Consider the following 898-nt stretch of genomic DNA (forward strand, 5'->3'; position numbering starts at 1 on the left):
ACAAAAACAGCGTCTCAAGTACAAACGGCAGTAGAGAAGGCATTAACGGAGTCAAGAGAATCCAAACAGATAGCAGAGTCATCTAAGACACTCTCAGAAGAAGCCAAACAACTTGCAACAGAAGCCCAAAATGCCTCTACCAATGCGCTTACAGAAGCGAATGCAGCGAAGGATAAAGCATCTACAGCGCTTACCTTAGTCAATGATGTCAAGAATATTTCTGAAGAAGTGAAAGGTATTGCAGAAACGGCATTATCGACCGCTACCACAGCTAAACAGGCTGGTGATGAGATCGGGCAAAAAGCTTTAGAAGCGTTAACGAAGTCGAGTGAAGCTAAGAGTTTAGCGGAAACAGCTCATAGCACAGCAGTAAGTTCACAGCAGACAGCCGCTGATGCAAAAGCTAAAGCCGAAAGTGTAGAGACAGTTGCGAATGCAGCGAAGAGCACAGCAGAAGAAGCCAAGAGTGCAGCAGATAGTGCAATAGCGAAAGCGGAGCAAGCCCAACAGAGCACAACAGAAGCCTCTAGAATAGCTTTGGAAGCGAAAGCGGTAGCAGAGTCTGCGGTGCGTTCAGGAGAGACGGCAGGGCAGGTGAGTGGGGAAGCGGTGAAGGGCATAGCACAAGAGGCGAAGCGTAAAGCGGATGAAGCTGAAAAAATAGCACAAGAAGCCAAACAGACAGCAGGTTATGCCAAACATGATGCGGAGCAAGCGCGTAGTGAGGTGGAAAATGCAAAAAGCACAGCGAATGCAGCGTGGAATAAAGCCCACAAAGCGAATGAAACAGCAGATAGTGCTAAGCTTACAGCAAGTTTAGCAGAAACGGCAGGCGAAGAAGCCAAGAAAATAGCGGAGAAAGCCAATAACTACGCGTATGAAGCAAAAGATGAAGCCG

1 protein-coding gene is annotated in these 898 nt (G+C 47.7%); it reads left to right on the forward strand.

All coding sequences use genetic code 11. The annotated features are described in order from the left end of the window. Positions 1-898 (forward strand): alanine-zipper protein (locus ACFIMP_RS09750; protein WP_375686339.1); only part of this gene is annotated, 898 nt, incomplete at both ends.

Source organism: Bartonella sp. AP65SXKL, assembly GCF_042195725.1.
Taxonomy (GTDB): Bacteria; Pseudomonadota; Alphaproteobacteria; order Rhizobiales; family Rhizobiaceae; genus Bartonella.